Source organism: Pseudomonas sp. F2, from assembly GCF_057174385.1.
In genome coordinates, this window is record NZ_CM169904.1 from 1110469 (window position 1) to 1129816 (window position 19348).

A 19348-nucleotide genomic window follows, 5' to 3' on the forward strand; every position below is an offset into this window, starting at 1 on the left:
CTTCCTTGATAAAAGAGGTGAGGCCCCGATATCGCACCGGGGCAGGGACTGCGATCAGGCGAGGTTCTGCTCGGCGGACCAGTTTTTGTACCACTGACGGAACAGCGCGTACTGGGTCTCGGCGTAACGACGCTGGGCATCGCTCAAGGCGTCGGTTTCGTTGAAGTGCAGGGCGTATTCGCGGTCGCCGTTGAGCACCATCAGGTGCTTGTAATACAGCACCAGATCGCAGCCTTCATCGAACGACGACAGCACTGCCAGCGCTGCTTCCAGTTCGCGCGCCAGACGTCGGGCCTTGGCGTCGCCCTTGGCCGCTTGTTTGCTCAGCGCCACCAGTTGCAGGACTTCGCGCGGTAAAGCGTTGCCGATGCCGGTGATCGCGCCGGTGGCGTTGCAGTTGACGAAACCGTGCACCACTTGCGTATCGACGCCGACCATCAGGGTCACGGCATCGTCCTGCGAGGTGATGTTCTCAGCGGCGTAGCGCAAGTCGGCGCCGCCGCCGAATTCCTTGAAACCGATCAGGTTCGGATACTCGCGGCGCAGTTCGAAGAACAGCTCGGCGCGGGTGGCGAAGCCGTAGTAAGGGCTGTTGTAGATCACCGCCGGCAGGTTCGGTGCGGCCTTGAGGATCGCGGCGAAGTGGGCTTTTTGCGCAGTCGCCGAAGCACCACGGGACAGCACGCGTGGAATCACCATCAGGCCATGGGCGCCGACTTTTGCAGCGTGGGCGGCGTGGGACACCGCTTCACGGCTGTTGACCGCGCCAGTGCCGACGATGGTTGGTACCCCGGCGGCCACCAGCCGCGCCACGCCTTCCTGACGTTCGGCCTCGGTCAGCAACGGCCAGTCGCCCATCGAGCCGCAGTAAACCACCGCGCTCATGCCGATATCGATCAGTTCGCGACCTTTGGCGACCAAGGCGTCGAAGTCCGGTTTGCGTGCGGCGGTGCACGGGGTCATCAGCGCGGGAATGCAGCCAGTGAAGATGTTATCGCTCATTGTTGTAGCTCCTCGGGACATTCATTCAGATCGGTAAAAAAGCGGGGCAGGTCAGATGCCCCACGCGAAAGGGTCCTGCTCGTCGATCAGCAGGGTGGCGTCGGCGGTCATGTAGGCGCGCCCGGTGATGAACGGGCGCACGCGTTCGCCGTGCCATTCGAAGCGCCCTTCGAACTGGCTGCCGGTGATGCTCGCTTGCGTCCAGACTTGGCCTTCGGCGAGTTTGCCGTCGGCGGCCAGGCACGCCAGTTTGGCGCTGGTGCCGGTGCCGCAGGGCGAGCGGTCGTAGGCCTTGCCTGGGCACATGACGAAATTGCGGCTGTCGGCCTTGGCATCGTCGGCGAACAGTTCGACGTGATCGATCAGCGCGCCGTCCTCGCCATGAATGCCCTGGGCTTCCAGGGCCTTGAGCATCGCCCAGGTGTAATCAGTGAGGGCCTCGACGTTGCTCATCTGCAGGTCCTGGCCGTGTTCGGAAACCAGGAAAAACCAGTTGCCGCCCCAGGCGATATCGCCGAACACGCGACCGTAACCGGGCACGTCCACCGGCACCTGTTTGCGGTAGCGGTACGCCGGGACGTTGCCCAGGGTCACCGCGCCGTCCTCGTGCAGGGTCGCGCTGACCGGCCCGACCGGAGTGTCGATCGTGTGCACGCCCGGTTCGATGCGGCCCAGATAATGCAGCGAGTTGACCAGGCCGATAGTGCCGTGGCCGCACATGCCGAGGTAACCGGCGTTGTTGAAGAAAATCACCCCGCAGGTGGCGTCCGGCGAGACCGGCGCGCAGTACAGCGCGCCGACCAGCACGTCGTTGCCGCGCGGTTCCAGCAGGCAGGCGCGGCGCCATTGGTCGTAGCCTTCGCGCAAGGCATCGCGCTGCTCGGCGATGCTGTTGCCGGGCAGGTCGGGGAAGCCTTTCATCACCAGACGCGTGGGTTCGCCGCCGGTGTGGGAGTCGATGATGTGCAGTCGTTTCATGAACGCGTCCCTTCAGTGAATATCAGGCGTGCGCCGGGCGTTGGCCCGTTGCCGAACGGGTGGAGGATTCAACGGCTTCACTTTCGTCGTCTTCGGTTTGCAGACGAATCAGGTGTGCCGGTACGCCGGTGGCCGCGCCCCAGTAGTAGATGCCCAGTGCACAGGCCGCGACGATCACCGTGTCGAACGGATGACTGAGCACGCCGATACCGCCGAAACTGCCAAGTTTGGAGAGAAGGATGGTCAGCGCGTAGAAGCCGATCAGCCACGCCGAAGAGCGCACTTGCTGGCCCAGATTCAGGTGCGCGGTCGGCACCAGGCGACCACACAGCAGGTAGATCACGAACATCAGGATTTGCAGGCCGAGCAACCACGACACGGTGCCCCAACCCGACCAGTAGACGATCAGCGCGGCGATGATGAACGACAGTGGCCCGAGCACATTCATGCCCTTGACCCGGAACGGACGCGGCATGCCCGGCGCGCTGCGGCGCAGGGCGGCGACCGACACCGGGGCCACGGCGTAGCTCAATACCAGCGCGGCGGAGACCACGTTGATCAGCGCTTCCCACGACGGAAACGGCAGGGTCCAGAATACCGACAGGCCAAAGGTCAGCCACAGCGCGGGGCGCGGGATGCCGGATTTTTCATCGATGCGGGTGAAGATCTTGAAGAAGGTCCCGGTCTGCGCCCAGCCGTAGATCACTCGCGGCGTGGCATTCATGTAAATGTTGCCGCAACCGCTGGGCGAGATCACCGCGTCCGCCACCACCAGGTATGCCAGCCAGCCGACGCCCAGTGCCAACGCGATGTCGCGATACGGCAGGGCCAGTTCCTTGGCGACACCGGCCCAGCCATTGGCGAGCATTTCGGTCGGGATACCGCCGAGGAACGCGGTCTGCAGCAGCACGTAGATCGCGGTGGAGAGCAGCACCGACAGGATCAGCGCAATCGGAATCGTGCGTTGCGGATTCTTCACTTCACTGGCCACCGAAATGATCGGTGTCAGGCCCAGATACGCGAAGATCACCCCGCCGGCCGACACGGCCATTTCGATCCCGGACAGGCCGAACGGCGCAAAGCCGTGCACTTCGAAATTCGCCGGTTTGAAGAAGCTGAACAACACGCCGATCACCAGCAGCGGCACGATGAACTTGAACACGCTGACCAGATTGTTGGCCATGGCGAAGGTCTTCACGCTGCGGTAGTTGAGCAGGAAGAACAGGCACAACAACCCGAACTGCACGAACCAGCCGAGCACGGTCGGGTCGCTGGAGCCGACCTTGGTCAACTCGGGAAACCACGCTGCCGCGTATTGGCGCGAGGCGACCACCTCGATCGCCACCAGACTGGAAAACGCAATCAGCGTAATGAAGCCCATCAGATAACCGAGCAGCGGCCCGTGGGAGTAAACCGGGTAACGCACCACGCCGCCGGCACGGGGCAGCGCGGCGCCCAATTCGCAGTAGACGATGCCCAGCAGCAACACGGCGAAACCACCGAGCAGCCAGGAAAAAATCCCCGCCGGGCCGGCGATGGCCGACACATGACTGGCGGCGAACAACCAGCCCGAACCGAAGATTGCCCCCAGTCCGATGAACGTAAGGTCTATCAGTGAAAGTTGTTTCTTGAACTTGCCTTGGCCTGTCATAGCGTCGCCTTCTTGTTGGTTGTTGGAGGGGCGTGCAGTGGCGCTACAGTGAACTGATCAGGCGATGCGCGATTGATGTTTTTTGCCGGTGTCGATGACGAAATCAGCACAATGGCCCACGGCAAAGCCCCGGCTCGACAGGCCGCCAGCCATCGGGCAATCTGCGCGCAAGCCAATGCGCACCGTGGGGAGTGACAGTCATGACGCAGAATGCGTTTGCGATCCTGAGCCAGCAGAACGAGGCGAGCCGAGCGCAATGCCTCGACGATCTGCTCGCCAGCATGGCGCTGCTGTTGCCCATGCTTGACGTGATTCCCAACGCGGCGATCTTCATCAAGGATCCGCAGGCACGCTACGTCATGGCCAACCAGACGCTGGTGCAGCGCTGCGGTTTGAAAGACCTGCGACCGTTACTCGGCAAGACCAGCGCCGAAGTGTTTCCGGCGCAATTGGGCCCGGGCTACACCGAGCAGGATCGGCGCGTGCTGGAAGAGGGATTGGTGCTGGAGGATCAGCTGGAGCTGCATTTGTACGGGAGCCGCGAACCCGGCTGGTGCCTGACCCACAAGCGTCCGCTGTACGATCGTGATAACCGGATCATTGGCCTGGCGGGCATTTCCGTCGACCTGCAAACCGCCAGCGAAACCCATCCGGCGTATCAGCGACTGGCGGCGGTGGACGAGTACATTCGGGCGAACTTCGCAAGCCGCGTCAGTCTTGGCGAACTGACGCGCATCGCCGGTATTTCAGTGGCGCAACTGGAGCGTTATTGCAAACGGGTGTTCCACCTGACGCCGCGGCAGATGATCCAGAAAGTGCGTCTTGAGCACGCGCATCGGCTGTTGCACGGCGAGTTGCCGATCACCGAGGTGGCGCTGCAGTGCGGCTATACCGACCACAGCGCTTTCACCCGGCAGTTCAAGGCCTCGACCGGATTCACCCCGCGCCAGTATCGGTTGGCGACGGCGCAGTGAGGCTTGCCTGTCAGGCCTTGACCCAGCGCTGCCGGCTCCAGGCACTCAGCGAATCCACGCCCAGCACCAGAATCAGCATCGCCAGAATCACCGTACTGGCCTGCGCTTCCTGAAACAGGCTGAGGCTGACATACAGCATCTGCCCCAAACCCCCGGCCCCGACGAAGCCCAGCACGCTGGCCATGCGGATGTTGTTTTCCCAGCGATACAAGCAATAGGCGAGCAATTGCGGGGCGAGGTTGGGCAGGGTGCCGTAGCAGAAGGCGAGCACGGGATTGCCGCCTTGCAAACGGATCGCTTCGGCCGGTTCCGGCGGGGTATTTTCCAGCGCTTCGGCGAACAGTCGACCGAGCACGCCAGTGGTGTGCAGGGCCAACGCCAGAGTGCCGGCATTCGGCCCGAGGCCGGCGGCGAGCACCATCAGCGCCGCCCACACCAGTTCCGGAATCGCCCGCAAACCATTGAGCAACAGGCGCGAAGCGCTTTGCAGCGGCCAGCCGAAACGCCCGGCCGCGGGCAGCGCGAGGAGAATGCCGAACACGGCCGCGAGCAGGGTGCCGAGGGCCGACATGGCGAGGGTTTCCAGCGCGCCCTTGAGGATCGCCTGCAAGTGCGTGACGCTCAGGTCCGGGCTGAGAAAGCGCTGCGCGTAGGCCCCCATCTGCTTGAAGCTGGTGGCGCTGCCCAGTTCACCGAGGTCGAGTTCGAGGTAGCCGAACGAGGCGATCACCGCGACGCCAATGCCGACGATCAGCAACAGATTGATCAGGCGATTCATGTCAGCCTCCAGCGCAACAGGCGGCTGAGTTGGTCGGCACCGAGTACCAGAATCAGGAACGTCAGCAACATGCTCGCCACTTCACCGCTGGCGAACATGCGCAGCGACAGGTCGATCTGCTGGCCGAGGCCACCAGCGCCGACAAACCCCATCACCACCGAGGCACGAATCGCGCACTCCCAGCGATACACCGTGTACGACAGCAACTCGGCCGCGACATTGGGCAGGATTCCGTAGGCAAAACCGGCGAGCCGTCCGCTGCCGGCTTGCATCAAGGCATGCGCCGGACGTTGGTCAGTGGACTCGAAGATTTCCGCGTAGACCTTGCCGAGCATGCCGCTGTAGGTGATCGCGATCGCCAGTACACCCGCCGCCGGGCCGAGGCCCACGGCACGCACGAACAGCAGCGCCCAAACGATTTCCGGCACGCTACGCAAAAAGATCAGCAGCCCGCGCACCGGCCAGCGCAGCAAGCGCCCGAGCCGACTGGGAATACCGCTGCGGGACGCCGCCGACAACGACAGCGCGCGGCTGGCTATCAGGCTGGCCGGCACCGCCAGCAGCAACGCCAACGCCATGCCGGCGGTGGCGATGGCCAGGGTTTGCAGGGTCGCCTTGAGCAGTAACTGGAGAAAATCGTGGTCATGCGCCGGAGGCCAGAACCCGGAAATGAAGCGGCCCATTTCGGTCTGGCTGTCGCTGTGCAGCAGCACGCCAAGGTCCAGTTCGCTGAGCTGGATGCCCGGCCACAGCAGGGCAATCGCCAGCAGGGTCAGCAGCAGTCGCGGCGCAGCGGCCGGGTCGCGGGAATCAGCCGTCAGCATCGCGGGATCTGCACAATCAGCGGCGCACTGGGCGTCGTCGGGCTTTGCAATTGCTCATTGGCGTACAGCGTGTCGAGCATTTCGCGGCTGACCTGCTCGGCCGGGCTGTCAAACAGGATCTGGCCGTCGCGCAAGCCGATGATGCGCGGAAAGTGTGCCAGCGCCAGTTCCACCGCATGCAGGCTCGCCACCAGCGTGACGTTATGCGCCCGCGCGTGCTGCGAGAGGATCGACAGGGTGTGCCCGGCGAGCACCGGGTCCATCGCCGACACCGGTTCGTCCGCCAGCAGAATCTCCGGTGCCTGATACAGCACCCGGGCAATGCCCACGCGCTGCAATTGGCCGCCGGACAATTGCTGGCAGTAAGCGAAGAGTTTGTCGCTCAGATCCAGGCGGGCGAGGGCGGCACGGGCACCGGGAATATCCGTCGGATGCAGCAGATTGAGCAGGCTCTTGCCCAGACTCCACTGCCCGAGTTTGCCGGCCAGCACCGCCGTCACCACGCGCTGGCGCGGCGGCAGCGGGGGTGCTTGGTGCACCAGGCCGATGCGCGCACGCAGGCGTTGCCGTTGACGGGCGGGGAGGTGCCAGGGGCGTTCGCCCAGTACCTCGATTTCACCGCTGCTGGGGCGCAACGCGGTGGCGAGCAGGTTCAACAGGCTGGATTTACCGGCCCCGGACGGACCGATGATCGCCACCTGTTCACCCGCCGCAATCTGCAGGTCGACGCCACGTAGTGCGTCGACCCCATTGGCGTGGTGCAGGCGGCCTTGTTTGAGGCTCAGGGTCATTTCAACAGATCGGCGGCGCGAGCAGCTTCCTCGATGCCCTTGTAGTTCTCGGGCTTGGTGTCGATGAAACGGCTGGCCGCCTGCAGATCAAGAATCTTCTTCTGCTCCGGGTTGGCCGGGTCGAGGTCGAGGAAGGCTTTCTTGATCTTCGCTGCCAGCGTCGGGTCGAGGGTGCCGCGCACGGTCCAGTTGTAATCGAAGTAGGCCGGGGTCGTGGCGAACACGTGCACCTTGCTGGTATCGACCTTGCCGGCGTCCACCAGTTTCTGCCAGACGCTGGCGTTCAGCACACCGGCATCGACCTTGCCGGCCTGGACCCAGGCGACGGTGGCGTCGTGCGCACCGGAGTAGGCGACGCGGCTGAAATAGGCTTCAGGCTTGATGTTGTCGTTCTTCAGCATGAAGTAACGCGGCATCAGGCTGCCGGAGGTCGACGACACGGAGCCGAAGGCAAAGGTCTTGCCCTTGAGGTCGGCCAGGCTCTTCACGTTCGGGTCGGCAGTGATGAACTTGCTGGTGAACTGCGCATCCTGCTCGCGCTGCACCAGCGGAATCACCGGGGTGGTGGCGTCGGTCTTCAGGCGTGCCTGAACGAAAGTGAAACCGCCCAGCCAGGCCATGTCGAGGCGATCGGTCGCCAGCGCTTCAACCACTGCCGGGTAGTCGGCCACCGGAACGAACTGCACTTTCATGCCCAGTTGCTGCTCCAGATAGGCCCCCAGTGGTTCGAATTTGCGCAGCAATTCGGTCGGGGCTTCATCGGGAATTGCACTGACCCGCAACACATCGGCGGCATGCGCCACCAAAGCAGAAAAAGACAGGGCCAGACCAGCAGTCAGTGCCAGGGTTCGTTTGAGCATGGAAATCTCCGTTTCATGAGCGTCGCATTCTAAGCGCCACCGGGCGCGGTGTCGCGCCCGGGCGCTCAATCAGGTTAGACGAAACGGCGAGGTTATACGCAGCTGCACTGTCAAAGGCCAGCAGCGGTGTCCGGGGATGTTTTACCCGAGGTTACGCTGCAGGATTTTCCGGCAGTCTGGCAATCACCTTGATCTCGAATTGAAACCCGGCCAGCCAGGTCACGCCGACCGCGGTAATCGTCGGATACGGCGCGCTGCCCCAGAATTCCGGGACCACTGCCCAGATGGTTTCGAAGGTCGCTTGCGGATCGATCATGAACACCGTGACGTCCACCGCATCGGCGAAGCTGCAACCGGCGGCCTCGAGGATCGCATTGAGGTTGTTGAAGGCCAGGCGTACCTGGTCCTGCAGATCCGGCTCCGGCGAACCGTCTTCACGACTGCCGACTTGCCCGGAGACGAACAGAAAACCGTTGGAACGAATGGCCGGTGAATAACGATGACGCTCGTAAAGCGCATGGCGGGCAGGCGGGAAAACAACGTCGCGTTGGGTCATGGGTGTCTCCATCATTGTTTGGTGATCGTTGATGGAGTGACTTTAGGGACTTGCGCAGGGGTGATAAACGCGCAACCTTGGCGTTCACTGTTTGCATTTTCCAAACAATCAGAGGGCGCGAAGTGGACCGTTTCGATGCAATGCAGGCGTTCGCCCGGGTGGTCGAGGCGGGCAGTTTCACCAAGGCCGCCGAGACCTTGCACATGAGCAAGACCACGGTGACGCAACTGGTGCAGCAGTTGGAGGCACGCCTGCGGGTCAAGTTGCTCAACCGCACCACGCGCAAGGTCAACGTTACGGCCGACGGTGCGATCTATTACGAGCGAGTGATCAAACTGTTGGCCGACATGGACGACGCTGAAACCAGTCTGTCCGGCGCCTCGGCATTGCCCAGAGGGCGCTTGCGCGTCGATGTGCCGAGCCCGCTGGCGAGACTGATTCTGCTGCCGGCATTGCCTGAGTTTCATGCGCGTTATCCGGATATCCAGATCGACATGGGGGTCAGTGACCGCATCGTCGACATCATCGATGAGAATGTCGACTGCGTGGTGCGCGGCGGTGAATTGCTCGATCAGTCACTGATGGCCCGGCGGGTGGCCGACCTGCAGCTCGGGGTCTTCGCCGCGCCGAGTTATCTGGCCCGCGCCGGTACGCCGCAGCATCCCCGCGAGTTGGAGGACTCCCCTCATCGGGTGGTCGGATTTCTCTGGGCGCGCACCGGCAAACCCGTGCCTTACGCCTTGCGCAATGGCAGCGAACATCTGCAGATCAAGGGCCGCCACGTACTCGCCGTCGATGACGGCAACGCTTACCTTGCGGCAGGTCTGGCCGGCATGGGCGTGCTGTGGTTACCCCGGTACATGTCGCACGCGCATCAGGCTCGGGGTGAGTTGGTGCCGCTGTTCGAAAACTGGCAACTCGAGCCGATGCCGCTCTACGTGGCGTACCCGCCGAACCGGCATGTCAGCCTGAAACTGCGGGTGTTCATTGACTGGATCGTCGAGCTGATGGCGCAACATGCGCCGCTCATGACTCGCCAAGTTGATTGATCAGCCATTCACTGAAGCATCGCGCCATCGGGTCATTCTCGCTGTCGCGATGGGTCAGCAGCGCCCAGTTCGGGCCACGAATGGTTTGCTCCACCAGGGGCTGCAACAGTCCGTTTTGCTGCGCCTGTTGGCTGAGCAACTGACTGACCAGCGCGATCCCCAACCCTGCCGCAGCGGCATCGAGCAACAAGCCCGGATCGGAAAAATTCAGCCCCTGATCCTGCTGCCCGACATCGACCCCGGCTTCCACTGCCCAATGGCTCCAGTCCATTTCCCGCTCACCGTGCAGGGTGGTGCGCTGCGCGGCGGGCTGCGCCAAAACGCTTGGATGACACGCCGGAAACAGGCGGTCGGCATGCAGCACCTTGAAGCTGCATTCAGCCTGCGAGCTGATGTCGTCGCGCACTGCCAGATCGATGGTTTGCGTGGCCATGTCCGGCACTTCATCGGTGCTGAAAATCCACAGATCAACCTGCGGATGCTGGCGCCGAAAATCCGCCAGACGCGGCAACAACCAATGTCGGGCGAAGGCTGGCGTGGTGTTGAGCACCAGTTGATTGGGCTTCTGATATTGCCCCAGACGCCGGATGCCGACCGCCAGTTGCTGCAACATCGCCTGAGTGGTGCTGAGCAAATCGTGGCCGGCATCGGTCAGGGCGACGCTGCGTCCGCTGCGAAAAAACAGCGGCTGTTCGAGGTACGCCTCAAGGCTGCGGATCTGCTGGCTGATTGCCGATTGGGTGAGGTGCAACTCATCGGCAGCCTTGTGAAAACTGCCGAGGCGCGCCGCCGCTTCGAAGCCGCGCAGGGAGCTGAGCGGTGGCCAGTGTTTGAGCATATCGATAAGTTCCTCTAATCATTTCTGCGCAAAATCCATCGTTTGTTTGCCTGTTTACGCGTCCGTAGCATGGTCGTCGTGAACACATTGGCTTAACTTACGAGACTTATCATGCAGCACAATGACAATAAAAACAGCGCTTGGATGATGCCGGCGGAGTGGGCCATCCACGCTGCCACCTGGATGGTCTGGCCGCACAATCAGGCGCTGTGGGAATCGGGATGGCGTGTGACTTTGCCGCAGGTGCAAGAGGATTTCGCCCGAGTCGCCAATGCCATTGCTCGTTTCGAGCCGGTGAAAATGGTCGTCGATCCGTCGGCGCTGGCGAGTGCCAAAGCGCTGTGCGGGCCGAACATCGAGCTGATCCCGCTGGCGGTCAACGACAGCTGGTGCCGCGACTCCGGCCCGAGCTTTGTCTGCCACCCACAGCAAGGGCTGGCCGGTGTCAGCTGGCGCTTCAACGCCTGGGGCGGCAAGTCGGCGCACGAGCTGGACGAAAGCCTGGCACGCCGCGCACTCAATCATCTGGGGCTGGAATGCTTCGGCACGCCGCTGAGCAACGAAGGCGGGGCGATTCACGTTGACGGCGAGGGGACGCTGATCACCACCGAGTCGGTGCTGCTCAACCCCAATCGCAACCCGGACATCGGCAAGGCTGAAATGGAAGAAATCTTCAGTCGCTTGCTCGGCGTGAAGAAAACCATCTGGCTGCCGGGCGATCCTGATTACGTCACCGGCGACATGACTGATGGCCACGTCGATGGCGTCTGCGCCTTCGCCCGTCCCGGCGTGTTGCTGGTGGATGCGACCCACGACCAACGCTCGGTGTACGCCGAAGTGGTGCGCGAAAACCGCCGCGCTCTGGAGCTGGCGACCGACGCTCAGGGGCGCAAGTTCGAGCTGATCGAACTGTTCGAAGCCAGCGAAGCCGTGGATACCGAAGCCGAAGTGTTCTGCGCCTCTTACACCAATTTCTACATCGCCAACGGCGCGATCATCATGCCGGCTTACGGCATCGAGGCCGACGAGGCGGCGGCGAAAGTGCTGGCGCAGGCGTTCCCCGGACGCGAAGTGGTGCCGGTGCGCATTAATCATCTGGCCCATGGCGGCGGCGGGGTGCATTGCATCACCCAGCAGCAACCCGCCTGGCCAGTGGAGGGTTGAACGATGAGCCATCTGACCATCGCCACCACCCAGATGCCGTGCACCTGGGACCTGCCGCGCAACCTCGATCAGGCCGAGCAGTTGGTCCGCGACGCGGCCTTGAAGGGCGCGCAGGTGATCCTGTTGCAGGAGCTGTTCGCCACCCCGTATTTCTGCATCGAACAGAGCCACAAACATCTGGCGCTGGCCGAGGAGTATCGCGACAGCCGCGTGCTGCAGCGTTTCGCCGCGCTGGCCAAAGAGCTGGGCGTGGTGCTGCCGCTGAGCTGGTTCGAAAAGGCTGGCAATGTCTACTTCAATTCGCTGAGCGTGGCCGATGCCGACGGGCGTCTGTCGGGGGTGTATCGAAAGACGCACATCCCCAACGCCATCGGCTATCAGGAGAAGGAATATTTCAGCCCCGGCGATAGCGGTTTCCGTGTTTGGGACACCGCGTTCGGCCGCCTCGGCGTGGGCATCTGCTGGGATCAATGGTTTCCCGAGACCGCGCGTTGTCTGGCGCTGATGGGCGCTGAAGTGTTGCTGTTTCCCACGGCTATCGGCTCCGAGCCGGGTTGCGCGGCGCTGGATTCGCGCGATCACTGGCAGATGACCATGCGCGGCCATGCCGCCGCCAATCTGCTGCCGGTGGTGGCGGCCAACCGGGTCGGGCGAGAAGTGGCGAGCACCGATCAGTCGCTGCAGATGAGCTTCTACGGTTCGTCGTTCATCAGCGATCACAAGGGCCAATTGCTGGCCGAAGCCGACCGCGACAGCACTGGCGTGCTGGTGCACAGCCTCGATCTCGACGCGATGCGCGAAGAGCGCCTGAGCTGGGGCATTTACCGCGACCGGCGCCCGGACATGTATGGCGCGCTGCTCAGTCAGGACGGCCACCACCTCCACGCACGCTGGACCACTCAAGGGGTTTGAACATGGCTTCGCACCACCAACGACTGCTCGGTGTTCTGGGCTTGACATTGATTTGCGTGATCCCGTCGCTGCATGCCGAGGACAAAACCCTGCGGCTGTACAACTGGGCCGATTATTTTGCCGAAGACACCCTGAGCCGCTTCACCGCCGAAACCGGGATCAAGGTGATCTACGACGTCATGGACGGCAGTGAAACCCTCGAAGCGAAGCTGCTTTCAGGTGGCAGCGGCTATGACCTGATTTTCCCCGGCGACACCGTGGCCGAGCGCCTGATGCGTGCCGGCAGCCTGATGCCGCTGGATCAATCGAAGCTCACAGCGCTGGCCGACATCGAGCCCGGTTTGCAGAAACTGCGCAGCCATTACGAACACTCCAGCCAGGCCACCGTGCCCTATACCTGGGGCACCATCGGCCTGACTTACAACGCAGCGCAGATCAAACAGCGCATGGCCGATGCACCCGTCAATAGCCTGGACATGCTGTTCAAGCCGGAGCTGGCGGCGAAGTTTGCCGACTGCGGCATTTCGCTGATCGATTCGCCGGACGAAGTGCTGGCAGTCGTGCTCAATTATCTGGGCCGTGATCCGCGCAGCGCGAAACCGGCGGATCTGGCAGCGGCCGGTGAGGTGCTGATGAAGCTGCGGCCTTACGTGCGCAAGTTCCAGTCGCAACCGGTGACCGATCTGGTCAATGGCAACCTGTGCCTGTCGCTGGGTTACAGCGGCGACATGACCCAGGCCCAGCGCACCTCGGACAGCGCTGGCAAGAGCACCCGCTTCGAGTACCGCATCCCGCGCGAAGGCACCACGGTGTGGATGGACACCATGGCGATTCCGGTCGATGCGCAGCACCCGGAATACGCCTACGCCTTCATCAACTTCGTGATGCGCCCGCAGAACATGGCGGCGATCAGTAATTTCACCGGTTACCCGACTTCCAACGCCAAGGCGCGGGGCAGCGTCGACGCGGCGATGCGCAATAACCCGGACATCTACCTCGACGAGGCAACCTATGCTCGATTGATCCCGGGCAAGGACATTCCCCAGGCCGATATGCGCGCCCGCATGCGCACCTGGACCAAATTCAAAACCGCCACCCACCCATGATTCAACGGTCGGCGCCCGGTCGCCGGCTCCTTTCAGGAAAGCCCGTTATGTCGACGCGTCGTGATTTCATCAAACAGGTATCGGTCGCTGCAGGCATCAGCGCCGCGATCATGGGCCTTGGCCTGGCACCCGGCAAACTGCTGGCGGCCAGCACGGGGGATTGGTTCATGCCCGACGAGGGCGACCCGCATGAGCGCGCCTTCATCGCTTTCGGCGCACAGGAGGCGATCTGGGAAGATTTCACCGCGGATGTGCAGGCGGCGCTGGGCCGGATTGCCCGCACCATTGCCCGTTATGAGCCAGTCACGGTGCTGTGTCGCAGTGGCGAACGCAGCCTCGCCGAAGAGTATTGCGGCACCGGCAACGTCACCTACGTGACCGCCGCGCTCGACGATATCTGGATGCGCGATATCGGCGCCAATTTCGTCATCGACGACAAGGGCGGACTCGGCGCCGTGGATTTCAATTTCAACGGTTGGGGCAACAAGCAGCGGCACAGCAAGGACGCGAAAATCGCTGCGCGAGTGGCCAGCGACGCGCAAGCGACGTACCTGCGCAGTAAATTGGTGGGCGAGGGCGGTGGCATCGAAGTCGACGGCCACGGCACCGGGATCATGACCGAGAGCAGCTGGATCAACAGCAACCGCAATCCCGGCTGGAGCAAGGCCGATGTCGAGGCCGAACTGAAGGAACGTCTGGGCCTGCGCAAAATCATCTGGCTGCCGGGGATCAAGGGCAAGGACATCACCGACGCCCACGTCGATTTCTATGCGCGGTTCGTCAGGCCCGGCGTGGTGATCGTCAACCTCGACACCGATCCGCAGTCCTATGATCACCAGGTCACGCTGGCGCACCTGGAAATTCTCAAGAAAGCCACCGACGCTGATGGTCGCCCGCTGCAGGTCCACACGATTTCGCCGCCACTCAAACCGCGCAAGAGCAAGTTCAACCAGAACAACCCGGATTTCGCCGCCGGTTACATCAACTACTTCGTGATCAACGGCGCGATCATCGCCCCGGAATTCGGCGACAAGGCAGCCGATCAGAAGGCTTGTGACTTGCTGTCGAAGCTGTACCCGGAACGCAAAGTCGAGCTACTGAACATCGATGCGATCGCTGCCGGTGGCGGCGGGATTCACTGCGTGACCAGTCATCAGCCGCAAGCGTGATTGACTCTTTGGCCCATCAAGCCAACTATCGGCGCATAACAACATGACCGATGGGCCAGACCTTGATCGAACGACGTCAATTCAGCGGAGGCATGAAGGGCAAAAACCTCCGCTATCTGAATGAGCAAGCCGCCGAGACCCGCATCACCCGCACCGGCTTTCTGTTGCTGGAGCATTTTTCGCTGCCGGCCTTCACCCAGACGCTGGACACGATTATCACCGCCAACCTGTTGCGCTCCGGACTGTTCAGCTCGCGCACGTTCGGGCTGGGCGAGGGAGAGGTGATCAGCGACCTGGGGTTGGTGATTCGCCCGGATGCGCGGATTGACGCCGCCAGCCTTGCGGATCTGGACTTGCTGGTGGTGTGTGGCGGTTACCGCACTGAGCTGAAGGCCAGCGAAGAGTTGATCAGCCTGCTGCGCACGGCAGCGGAACGCGGTGTCAGTCTGGCTGGATTGTGGAACGGTGCGTGGTTTCTCGGGCGGGCCGGCCTGCTCGATGGTTACCGTTGCGCGATTCATCCGGAACACCGTCCGGCGCTCACGGAAATTGCCAAGGCCACTCAGGTCAGCAGCGAGCCTTATGTGATCGATCGCGACCGGCTCACGGCGTCGAGCCCGTCCGGCGCCTTCCACATGGCGCTGGACTGGATCAAGGGCCTGCACGGCAAGGCGCTGGTCGAGGGTATCGAGGACATTCTGGCGTTCGAGGAGTCGCGCTATCGGCGGATCAAACCGGATGAAAACCTCTGCGTCAGCGCACCGTTGCGCGAGGTGGTCAAACTGATGGACGCCAACCTCGAAGAGCCGCTGGAGCTGGAGCAACTGGCGGTGTACGCCGGGCGCTCGCGGCGCCAGTTGGAGCGTTTGTTCAAGGAGCAGTTGGGCACCACGCCGCAACGCTATTACCTGGAATTGCGCATCACTGAAGCCCGGCGCCTGTTGCAGCACACCGAGCTGTCGCAGATGGAAGTGCTGGTGGCCTGTGGTTTCGTTTCGCCGAGCCATTTCAGCAAATGCTACAGCGCGTTTTTCGGGTATCGACCGTCCAGGGAAAAACGCCTGGTCAAGTAGACCGAGGCGTTTTCTGCCTTCGGTCTCAGAGGTGATCGGCGTCGATCACTGCTTGGGCGAACGCCTGCGGATCTTCCTGCGGCAGGTTGTGGCCGATGCCGCCGTTGATCAGGCGGTACTGGTACTTGCCGGTGAAACGCTTGGCGTAATCCTCGGGCGCCGGGTGCGGCGCGCCGTTGGCATCGCCCTCGAGGGTGATGGTCGGCACGCTGATCGACGGGGCGCTGGCGAGTTTCTGTTCCAGCGCTGCGTATTGCGGTTCGCCCTGCACCAGGCCCAGACGCCAGCGGTAGTTGAACACGGTGATCGCGACGTGATCGGGGTTCTCCAGCGCTTTGGCGCTGCGGTCGAACGTGGCGTCATCGAACGCCCACTTCGGCGAGGCGAGCTGCCAGATCAGTCTGGCGAAGTCGTGGGTGTTTTTCCGGTAGCCGTCACGGCCACGTTCAGTGGCGAAGTAGAACTGATACCACCATTGCAATTCGGCCTTGGGCGGCAATGGATTCTGCCCGGCAGCCTGATTGCCGATCAGGTAGCCGCTGACCGAGACCAATGCCTTGACCCGCTCCGGCCACAACGCCGAAACGATGTCTGCCGAGCGCGCGCCCCAGTCGTAGCCACCGAGTACCGCTTGCTGGATATTCAGCGCATCCATGAAGTCGATCACGTCGCTGGCCAGTGCCGCCGGTTGACCGTTGCGCAGTGTCTGGTCCGAGAGGAAATGCGTGTCGCCATAACCCCGCGCATACGGCATCAACACCCGATAACCCTTGGCGGCCAGCAACGGCGCGACTTCGTCGTAACTGTGAATGTCGTATGGCCAACCGTGCAGCAGAATCACCACCGGCCCCTGCGCCGGACCGGTTTCGGCGTAGGCCACATCCAGCAGGCCGGCTTGCACATGCTTGAGCGGGCCGAACGGCGAGGGGGCGGCATAGCTGGCGCCGGGGTTAGCGGGAGCCGGCTGCGCGGCGGCGGCCACTGGCATTTGCGTCGCCGCCAGCGCGCCGAACAGCGCCACGGCGAGGATGTTCATACGGTTGAGTGCTGCGTTTTTCATGCTGAAGTCTCCTTGGCAAACCTGTCGGGGGCAGGTGCGGGCTTAACCCGGCAAACCTTGCAGGCATTGAAACGCCGGGACGTATCTGGCCCATGTCGAAAAAACGCGGTGATTCAAGTTCATGTATCGCCGGGGCGTCTGTACACACTGTGATACACAGCCGGTGTGTTTTGTACGGCCGTGTATTCAGCGGTGCGCACGATACACGGCGAAACCAAACCCGGGTTTTTCGACACATCGGCGCTACACCCGGCGCTCACAGTGCAGGCCTTCACACCACCACTGTCGAGAGGGCAACTGCATGCAACGCACACTGATTCTGGCCACTGTGGCCGCACTGGTTTCATTCACCGGTCTGGCGCAGGCGGCGGAGGCTCAGGCCATGAGCTGGCAACAGGGCCTGAGCCGTACCGAGCTGATGCGTCAGGACCTGGGGGACGCGGATCGCGAAGTGATCCAGGCGCGTATCGACTTCGACCCGGGTGTCACCGCGCCGCGGCATGCGCATCCGGGTGTCGAGGTGGCGCATGTGCTCAGCGGCACGCTGGAGTATCAACTGGAGGGGCGGCCAGCGGTCACGCTAAAAGCCGGGGACTCGCTGTTCATCCCGGCAGGTGTTGCTCATGTGGCGAGGAACGTCGGTCAGGACCAAGGCGTGGAACTGGCAACCTATGTGGTGAAAAAGGGTCAGCCGCTGCTGGAGCTGAAACCGTGATCGAGCTTATCTGGCGCGCAGCAACTTGCGGTAATCCACCGGCGAAATCCCGCGCGCCTGACGGAAGGAATGGCTGAAAGAACTGGCCTGCGAGTAACCCAGCATCAGGGCGATGTTCATGATGCTGGTCTCGGTGCGGCGCAGGTAATGGTCGGCCAGTTCCATGCGCATGGTTTCCAGCACCTGATTGAAATTTTCCCCTTCCGCCGCCAGTTTGCGTTGCAAGGTGCGCGGCGAAATCGCCAGCTGCCGGGCCAGGCTTTTCAGGCTGAAATCGCCGGTCGGCAACTGTTCGGTGAGCAAGGCACGCAAGCGGTCGGTCACGGAAAACGCCGGGTACGACAGACAAAGCTGCCAGTCGGCCTCCAGCAGCATGCTGCGATGCATGCGCGGGTCGGCGCCCTGGATGCGTGACGAGAGGGTCGACTCGGCGAACACCAGCGCGTTGCTCCCGGCTTCGAACTGCACCGGACAACCAAAAAACGCTTCGTAGAGTGCCGGCTCGCCGAGCGCCGGATGCCTCATTCTGACCTCCAGCATCGGCGAGTTGCTGGCGATCAACCAGCGGCCGAACGCTGCCCAGCCGGCCATTAACGTTTCCTGATGCAGGGCGCAGTAAGGCTCCAGTTCATTGATGCGCTGATCTTCGAGGGTCACGCGGCCGTCGCCGATGACGATCCGGGTCTGGCTGGACGGGCTGTCATAAACGATCTTGCCGAACCGCAGAATCATGTTCAGCGACTCGCCGAGCGTCGCACTGGTCATCAGCACGTAACCCAGTACGCCGTAGGTGCCGGGGCGCACGGCGGCGCCGACCAGCAGACCGAAATGCGGCAGGTCGCTGCTGCGCGCCGCCAGTTCCAGCAAGGTCCGCAGTTGGCGCATGGGAATGCGCACAATCGAATCGGACAACTGCTCGCGTGAGAGTCCGGTCTGCTGCAACAGCCAGTCGCTATCGCAACCGTGTTGCTCGGCGACATCAAGGACGTGGTTCACGAAAGCAGCGCTGGAAGTGGCGGGTCGCATGGGGGGAGGGGAAGTCCGGTCATCCGGTGATCTTGCTTTTCCGAAAGGTGAAGAAAGCGACGTCGCCAAGGCGCGCGGCGTCAGTAGACCCTACATGCGCCCGATCACCGGAATGCCGGTGCCGGTGACCGCAGACGCCTGTTCCGAAATCAGAAACAGAATGACCGCCGCCAGTTGCGCGGGCGTCACCCAGCGCTGGTGCTCGGCGTCGGGCATGGCCTCACGGTTTTGCGGGGTGTCGAGCACGCTCGGTAGCACGGCATTGACCGTGATGCTCATGTCCTTGAGCTCTTCGGCGAGGCTTTCGGTCAGGCGCAGTACGCTGGATTTCGACGCAGCGTAAGCGCCCATCCCCAGTCCGGCCCTGGCTGCCATGCTCGCGCCGATATTGACGATGCGCCCCGCTGAGGATTGCAGCAGCAACGGCAGCAGGGCTTTGCTGGCGTTCAAGGCGGTTCGAAGGTTCAGCGAGTAGAGCCGATCCCAAGCTTCTATCGCACCACCGAGCAATGGCTCCCACGCGTAACCGCCGGCGCCGTTTACCAATGCATCGAGGCGCCCGAAGTAGCGATTGATCTGGTGGGCGACGTCCTGGCAATCGGCAAAGGAAGTCAGGTCGATGCCGGACAGGACCAGTCGGTTATGGGAACTGGGCAGCGTGATCGTCGCCTGATCGATCAGCACCAGATCCGCGCCCCGGGCGGCGGCCATGTCCGCCAGGGTCTCGCCGAGATTCCCCAGGGCGCCGGTAATCGCCACAACGCGCCGTGAGAGTGACTGAGTCATCAAGAGTCCTTTCCTTTTTAAGGGCGCATACTCTAA

At 62.7% G+C, this 19348-nt stretch carries 20 protein-coding genes; 8 read left to right on the top strand and 12 right to left on the bottom strand.

Annotated elements, in window-relative coordinates:
- Positions 1-54 precede the first annotated feature (54 nt).
- Genes AC193Q_RS04860 through AC193Q_RS04870 form a run of 3 tightly spaced genes read right to left on the bottom strand, consistent with a single transcriptional unit; the run spans position 55 to position 3631 of the window.
- Positions 55-1002 carry a dihydrodipicolinate synthase family protein gene (locus tag AC193Q_RS04860; RefSeq protein ID WP_047294039.1) on the bottom strand — a complete coding sequence of 316 codons (948 nt, stop codon included), beginning with the start codon at positions 1000-1002 and terminating at the stop codon, positions 55-57.
- 51 nt (positions 1003-1053) lie between these two features.
- A complete protein-coding gene (locus tag AC193Q_RS04865; protein WP_483879231.1) occupies positions 1054-1980 on the bottom strand; it encodes a 4-hydroxyproline epimerase in 927 nt (308 codons plus the stop codon).
- A gap of 22 nt (positions 1981-2002) precedes the next feature.
- Positions 2003-3631, bottom strand: a complete 1629-nt coding sequence (locus tag AC193Q_RS04870) for an APC family permease (RefSeq protein WP_483879232.1) — start codon at positions 3629-3631, stop codon at positions 2003-2005.
- 200 nt (positions 3632-3831) lie between these two features.
- On the opposite strand from AC193Q_RS04870, the gene AC193Q_RS04875 reads away from it, so the two are divergent.
- Entirely contained in the window at positions 3832-4605 is a 774-nt protein-coding gene (locus AC193Q_RS04875; RefSeq protein ID WP_483879233.1) for a PAS domain-containing protein, read from the top strand.
- Positions 4606-4615: 10 nt separating this feature from the next.
- Here the strand turns inward: AC193Q_RS04875 and phnE are convergent, their stop codons facing one another.
- The 5 genes from phnE to AC193Q_RS04900 form a co-directional block, all read right to left on the bottom strand.
- Positions 4616-5383: a phosphonate ABC transporter, permease protein PhnE gene (gene phnE, locus AC193Q_RS04880; protein WP_483879234.1), complete on the bottom strand. Its 768-nt coding sequence runs from the start codon at positions 5381-5383 to the stop codon at positions 4616-4618.
- Entirely contained in the window at positions 5380-6207 is an 828-nt protein-coding gene (locus tag AC193Q_RS04885; protein WP_047294048.1) for a PhnE/PtxC family ABC transporter permease, read from the bottom strand. The genes phnE and AC193Q_RS04885 overlap by 4 nt, the downstream gene beginning before the upstream one ends.
- Positions 6201-6998: a phosphonate ABC transporter ATP-binding protein gene (locus AC193Q_RS04890; protein WP_239777368.1), complete on the bottom strand. Its 798-nt coding sequence runs from the start codon at positions 6996-6998 to the stop codon at positions 6201-6203. Before AC193Q_RS04890 ends, AC193Q_RS04885 begins: the two co-directional genes overlap by 7 nt.
- The gene (locus tag AC193Q_RS04895) at positions 6995-7858 is read right to left on the bottom strand and encodes a putative selenate ABC transporter substrate-binding protein (protein ID WP_483879235.1); all 864 of its coding nucleotides are present in this window, start codon (positions 7856-7858) and stop codon (positions 6995-6997) included. Before AC193Q_RS04895 ends, AC193Q_RS04890 begins: the two co-directional genes overlap by 4 nt.
- A 151-nt stretch (positions 7859-8009) precedes the next feature.
- Positions 8010-8414, bottom strand: a complete 405-nt coding sequence (locus AC193Q_RS04900; protein ID WP_047294050.1) for a RidA family protein — start codon at positions 8412-8414, stop codon at positions 8010-8012.
- A gap of 122 nt (positions 8415-8536) precedes the next feature.
- On the opposite strand from AC193Q_RS04900, the gene AC193Q_RS04905 reads away from it, so the two are divergent.
- Positions 8537-9463, top strand: a complete 927-nt coding sequence (locus AC193Q_RS04905; RefSeq protein ID WP_483879236.1) for a LysR family transcriptional regulator — start codon at positions 8537-8539, stop codon at positions 9461-9463.
- Here the strand turns inward: AC193Q_RS04905 and AC193Q_RS04910 are convergent.
- Positions 9441-10301, bottom strand: coding sequence for a LysR substrate-binding domain-containing protein (locus AC193Q_RS04910; protein WP_483879237.1), 861 nt, complete (start codon positions 10299-10301; stop codon positions 9441-9443). The two genes, AC193Q_RS04905 and AC193Q_RS04910, sit on opposite strands and share 23 nt — an antisense overlap.
- A 111-nt stretch (positions 10302-10412) precedes the next feature.
- Here AC193Q_RS04910 and AC193Q_RS04915 point away from each other — a divergent pair, with 111 nt between their 5' ends.
- The 5 genes from AC193Q_RS04915 to AC193Q_RS04935 are packed head-to-tail and all read left to right on the top strand — an operon-like array spanning position 10413 to position 15725.
- Positions 10413-11465 carry an agmatine deiminase family protein gene (locus tag AC193Q_RS04915; protein WP_483879238.1) on the top strand — a complete coding sequence of 351 codons (1053 nt, stop codon included), beginning with the start codon at positions 10413-10415 and terminating at the stop codon, positions 11463-11465.
- A gap of 3 nt (positions 11466-11468) precedes the next feature.
- Entirely contained in the window at positions 11469-12377 is a 909-nt protein-coding gene (aguB, locus tag AC193Q_RS04920; protein ID WP_483879239.1) for an N-carbamoylputrescine amidase, read from the top strand.
- 2 nt (positions 12378-12379) lie between these two features.
- On the top strand, positions 12380-13483 hold the full coding sequence (locus tag AC193Q_RS04925; protein ID WP_182404432.1) for an extracellular solute-binding protein: 1104 nt from the start codon (positions 12380-12382) through the stop codon (positions 13481-13483).
- 47 nt (positions 13484-13530) lie between these two features.
- Positions 13531-14652 carry an agmatine deiminase family protein gene (locus AC193Q_RS04930; RefSeq protein ID WP_483879240.1) on the top strand — a complete coding sequence of 374 codons (1122 nt, stop codon included), beginning with the start codon at positions 13531-13533 and terminating at the stop codon, positions 14650-14652.
- 50 nt (positions 14653-14702) lie between these two features.
- Positions 14703-15725: a GlxA family transcriptional regulator gene (locus AC193Q_RS04935; protein WP_483879241.1), complete on the top strand. Its 1023-nt coding sequence runs from the start codon at positions 14703-14705 to the stop codon at positions 15723-15725.
- A gap of 25 nt (positions 15726-15750) precedes the next feature.
- Here the strand turns inward: AC193Q_RS04935 and AC193Q_RS04940 are convergent, their stop codons facing one another.
- Positions 15751-16785 carry an alpha/beta fold hydrolase gene (locus AC193Q_RS04940; protein WP_483879242.1) on the bottom strand — a complete coding sequence of 345 codons (1035 nt, stop codon included), beginning with the start codon at positions 16783-16785 and terminating at the stop codon, positions 15751-15753.
- A 301-nt stretch (positions 16786-17086) separates the two neighbouring features.
- Between AC193Q_RS04940 and AC193Q_RS04945 the strand changes: the two genes are divergently transcribed.
- The gene (locus AC193Q_RS04945; RefSeq protein ID WP_483879243.1) at positions 17087-17500 is read left to right on the top strand and encodes a cupin domain-containing protein; all 414 of its coding nucleotides are present in this window, start codon (positions 17087-17089) and stop codon (positions 17498-17500) included.
- Between the two features lie 6 nt (positions 17501-17506).
- On the opposite strand, the gene AC193Q_RS04950 is transcribed toward AC193Q_RS04945, so the two are convergent.
- Together AC193Q_RS04950 and AC193Q_RS04955 are read right to left on the bottom strand one after the other, a co-directional pair.
- The gene (locus tag AC193Q_RS04950) at positions 17507-18496 is read right to left on the bottom strand and encodes an AraC family transcriptional regulator (RefSeq protein ID WP_483879244.1); all 990 of its coding nucleotides are present in this window, start codon (positions 18494-18496) and stop codon (positions 17507-17509) included.
- A gap of 120 nt (positions 18497-18616) precedes the next feature.
- Positions 18617-19312, bottom strand: a complete 696-nt coding sequence (locus AC193Q_RS04955) for an SDR family NAD(P)-dependent oxidoreductase (RefSeq protein WP_047294060.1) — start codon at positions 19310-19312, stop codon at positions 18617-18619.
- Between the last annotated feature and the right edge of the window lie 36 nt (positions 19313-19348).